Here is a 4457-nt window from a genome sequence, read left to right as displayed (position 1 = left end):
CCTTACCGTCCCAACGGTCCCAGTGATCCTTGGCGATCTTTTCATCCACCGGGCCACCGAGATAGCTCGACGCCAGCGCGCTCGTAGCCGCCGGCCCCACGGTGACGAACACTGCCGCCGCCGTAGACACCGCGACAACCGCGGCTTTCCGCCTCACGGACTTGTCCACACTTCCTCCAGAACCGAGAGAGAGTGAATCGCTACCATCAGCAACAGAGACTAGTGTGCTCGACGAGGTCCGCAAACGGATCATCGGCCGGCTTCGACGATCAGCCGACTACGGAACATAGTCTTTCTGGGATGAAGAGGGGATGGCACATTTGACGTTCTCCCCTGCCTGAAGGCGGGATTCCAACCCCTATACACCCACCGGAAGGGGAGGTGCGGAATGCGGAAGCCTGTAGAGGCCATCGCTGAATCCTTCGCGTTCGCGGGAGAGCACGGATGTCGTGCCCGTGTTCTTCAGCGTCGCGGCGGAAGAGCGACAAAAACGTCCATCGACGGACGGTTCAACAGTGGCACGGACCACATCTCGTCGGCCCACCGGCTCCCGTCAACGGAGAGCCAGCGGACGACCTGGAGTCCACGGGCCAGACCGGCATGCTCAGCCGGTCGTGATGCCCACCTCGGCCCGCAACCGGGAGATGTCCGCCACCGCGAGCCGTGGCCCCGGCCGCAGCACCTGTTCCTCTCGCAATGCCGCCACGTGTGCGGCCACCGTGCTCCGGGCGAGTCCCAGGGACTCCGCGACGGCATCGAGCGAGAACGGCACCCGCATCGGATCGGGCAGCTCCGGTCCGGCGAGGGCGACCAGTTCCAACAGCAGGCGGACGACCCGCTGCCGCGGCGAGAAATGCACGAGCTGATGCTGGTAGGGAACCGTTTCGGACAGCTTGCTCACCACGTAGTCAGCGAGCGATCCCTGAACGCCGTGCCGCCGCAGGAAGGAGTCGAGCATGGCGGCGGAGACCCGATGCGCCTCGCATCGATCGATCGCCTGCACCGTGGCGGTGCGTCCGGTTCCGATTCGCGCCATCTCACCGATCATGTCCCCGGGCGAGCGCAGCGCCAGCAGGAGGGCCGAGCCCTCCGCGTCCATGCGCACCACCTTCACCCGGCCGGTGGTCAGCAGAAACAGGAAATCATCTGGATCGCCCTGACGCAGCAGCATCTGCCGCGACCGGAAATGGCACCGGGAACCGCATGACAACAACGCCTGCCAGAGACGGTCGCCGAGGATCGCCTGCATTCCCCGCCGGGCAGGCCGGACAGAATCGGTCATCCCACAGAAGTATCGCGGATCGGACCCGCATTCGGCGCCGCCACCGAGAGGATGCGGCTGAGGTGACCGACCAGCGGTCTTGTCCGATCAATCCTTTCTATCCGGTTCGCCCGGTTTGCTCTCGGCCGCGATGTGCCGATGTGCCGTGCCGTGCCGCGGATGGTCGAACTGCTGCCATCCGCGGCACGGCGCCCGGCTCCCGTGCCATCGGCGCAGGGCCTCGTTCACCGGCCGGGCCGGGACCCGGGTGAACGGGTTACTCGACTACTCGACGCCCTCGAAAATCCAGCCCCTATCCTCGCTGAAGATGGGTGACAGGGCAACCAGCGGCGGGTAGATGAGCGCCGGGTGAAGCCCCAGGGTCAGTTCATTGTCCGGGACACCGATGGTGAAGGTACCCGACTGGGGGCCAGCGGCGATCTTCCATTCACGCGGCTCCGGGAGCACACGTACCCGCTCGAACGCGTCCGGGTCACCATCGAAGCCCACAAAAGCCCCGCCGGACGGCTTGCGGATCGTGTAGGTGTCGTCGTCGGCGCGCTGCACCTGCCACACCTGCCCGTCGCCGTCGCCGTCGGGCAGAAGGACGAGGTTGCCCCCGCCCACGTCGGTGAGGGTCTGCTGCCCGGCGATGCTGATCCGGTAGATGCCGTCGATCACACTTGCCACGCTTGGCTCCTCTTCCGTCAAAGGAACAACTGGTCACGGTTGCAACCAGCCGCGATTGAGAATGTTGCTGCCTACACCAGAGTCAGAAGGAGGATCTTCCCTTTAATGACATGATGAGGCCCTTTTTGGCGGTTCGATGAGACAGGAAGGCTCTGCGATGGAGCACTGGACGAGCAGACCGTGGTGGCACCGGACATCCAGGACGCCGCCACCATCATGCCCGCTACCGTCGGCGTTTCGGATCAGCGGCACACACTAAAAATGCAGATCAAGAACCGAGGAACATCGCCTGGATCGCACCGATTTGACCCCGGAAATCCACTCTGGGACCAGCAGCGGGGATCAGCGCAAGACAGTGGGCACGCCACCTTTGCGGACGTCGGACGGCACCGCCCACCGCAGACTCTCTCGAAGCACCGGACGCCACACGCCGAAGTCACGGTGGCGTAGCCCGAGGTTCAGCGCGCAGAACACGCCGAAGGACATTCCGGCGAAGATCCGGTCAGCCTGGCCCAGTGCCGGTCGAGGTGTCCTTTCTTCGGACACGGTGATGGATGCCGGCCGTCCCGGACCGGGACAGCCGGGACAGCCGGGATAACCCGGACAGATGGTCGCGCCAGCGGGGCCAGACCAGGAAGGCCTCGGCTTCGAGCATCGCCAGGGCGATCCGTGGTAGCTCGGAACTGGCGGAGTAGCAGATGTAACGGGGCTGCCAGGTGGGTTGGAATTTGGCGTTGAACCGGTACAAGCTATCGATTTGGAACCAGCGGGACAAGAATATTAACAGGGAACGCCAACAGCGGATGACCGGCCCGGCGCCCAGGCGCTCGCCGCGTTCGAGCGCGGACCGGAAGAACGCGAAGTTCAGCGACAGCCGTTCGACGCCCAGCTCGCGGGCCTGGCGCAGGGCGCTGACGATGAGGAACTCGTTCAGCCCGTTGTCGGCGGTCCGGTCCCGCGTCATCGCGTCCAGCGACAGGCCGTTGGGTCCCCACGGCACGAAGTGCAGCAGGGCGCGCAGCCGGGGCTCGGTGCCGGCCGCGCCGGCATGCGACGCGTCGTCCCCGGTTCCGCTCGTCGTGTCGTTCGCCGGGTGACCCGGAGCACCGTTCACCGGGTCGTCCGCGTCGCGGGGGCCCGCATCATGGGAGAAGGCCATCACGGCCACGCAGTCGCCGTCCGCGCCGCCGCCGAGGCGGCCGAGCGCCATCGAGAAGCCCCGTTCCGTCTGGGTACCCCGCCAGGCCGCGGCCTGTGCCTTCAGCTGGGCGAGGTCGGCCGGCGCGAGATCGCCGACCCGCCGCGCGACCGCAGTGTAGCCGGCGCGTTCCACCCGGGCGACCGCCTGGCGAACGTTACGCATCGCCCGGCCCTCCAGCGTGAACGACGCCGTGTCGACGATGGCCTCGTCACCAAATTCCAGCGCGCACAGACCGGCGCGGGTCCAGGCGAAGCCACCCGCCTCCGAGCAGCCGAGGACCGCCGGCATCCACGCATGGTCGGCCGCCTCGCGCAGGAACTCCCTGATGGCCCCCGGCCAAGCCTCCCGGTCACCGAGCGGGTCTCCGCTGGCCAGCATCACGCCGGAGACCACCCGGTAGGCCACGCAGGCCTTGCCGGTCGGTGACCAGATCACCGACTTGTCCGACCGCAGCGCGAAGTATCCCAGCGAGTCGGCCTTGCCATGCCGGGCCAGCAGGGCACGTATCCGTTCCTCGTCGGAGTCGGTCAGCCGGGGCCGGGGCTCGGGCGGTCGCAGCGCGAGGTAGCCGGTGGTCACGATGGTCAACAGGCCCATCGTCAGCAGCACGCGGGCGGCGAGGTCGGAGAACCGGTCGGAGGTGAACCGCAGCGGACCGGGGATCCCGACGAGTCCCTCGACGATCTGTTCGAACTGAGCGGACAGCGAATGCGAGCCGACGATCCGGTCCTGGCGCAGATAGAGCAGCAGGAACCCGATCCCGATCGAGACGACGGTGAGCAGCAGGCCGACGCCGAGCGCCCGCCAACGCGTCGACGGGTCGCCCTTGGCCCGGAACTCCCCGTGAACCAGCAGCAGGGCGATAAGCAGCGCGGCCGATCCGGCCGCCTCCTCGTAGTCCAGACCCTTGGCAACGTGGAGCACGATGCTCACGCCGAGCAGGACCACCACGGCCCGCCAGGCCCGCCGCTTGCGGCGGCGCAGCCCCGGCGTCAGCAGCACGAGCAGCATGCCGACGACGACGGTAAACGCGGCGGCCTGCTGGGAGGCTGCAGGGGGCAGGAGCACTCGCAGGTCCTCCAGGCCGGAGCGCCACTCCGGGGTGACCGCGGAGACGACGTCGACCAGGCCGACAACCAGGGCCAGCAGCGCAGCGGCCCGAGGCGCCCACGGCCGTTTCCAGGGGGGCAGCACGGGCATCCTGCTGCTCTTCCTGCCGGAACGGGCGCCGGGTGGTGTCGTCAGCGGCGGGGCCGACGACGCCGGTGAGGCCGATGACGCCGCCGAGGCCGACAGGGCACGCGG

3 protein-coding genes are annotated in these 4457 nt (G+C 67.8%); all 3 read right to left on the bottom strand.

Annotated elements, in window-relative coordinates:
- Positions 1-604: 604 nt before the first annotated feature.
- Positions 605-1282 carry a Crp/Fnr family transcriptional regulator gene (locus ACY5KJ_RS14370; RefSeq protein ID WP_462188209.1) on the bottom strand — a complete coding sequence of 226 codons (678 nt, stop codon included), beginning with the start codon at positions 1280-1282 and terminating at the stop codon, positions 605-607.
- 264 nt (positions 1283-1546) lie between these two features.
- Positions 1547-1951 carry a hypothetical protein gene (locus tag ACY5KJ_RS14365; protein WP_462188208.1) on the bottom strand — a complete coding sequence of 135 codons (405 nt, stop codon included), beginning with the start codon at positions 1949-1951 and terminating at the stop codon, positions 1547-1549.
- Between the two features lie 502 nt (positions 1952-2453).
- Positions 2454-4352: a phosphatidylglycerol lysyltransferase domain-containing protein gene (locus ACY5KJ_RS14360; protein WP_462203575.1), complete on the bottom strand. Its 1899-nt coding sequence runs from the start codon at positions 4350-4352 to the stop codon at positions 2454-2456.
- Between the last annotated feature and the right edge of the window lie 105 nt (positions 4353-4457).

This window comes from Frankia sp. CcWB3 (assembly GCF_977927595.1).
Note: the sequence above shows the minus strand (reverse complement) of the source record. Positions and strands in the feature narration are given on the sequence as shown.

Coding starts and splice junctions, on each gene's coding strand:
- ACY5KJ_RS14370 (WP_462188209.1), bottom strand. CDS start 1,282: ATGACCGATTCTGTCCGGCCTGCCCGGCGGGGAATGCAGGCGATCCTC.
- ACY5KJ_RS14360 (WP_462203575.1), bottom strand. CDS start 4,352: ATGCCCGTGCTGCCCCCCTGGAAACGGCCGTGGGCGCCTCGGGCCGCT.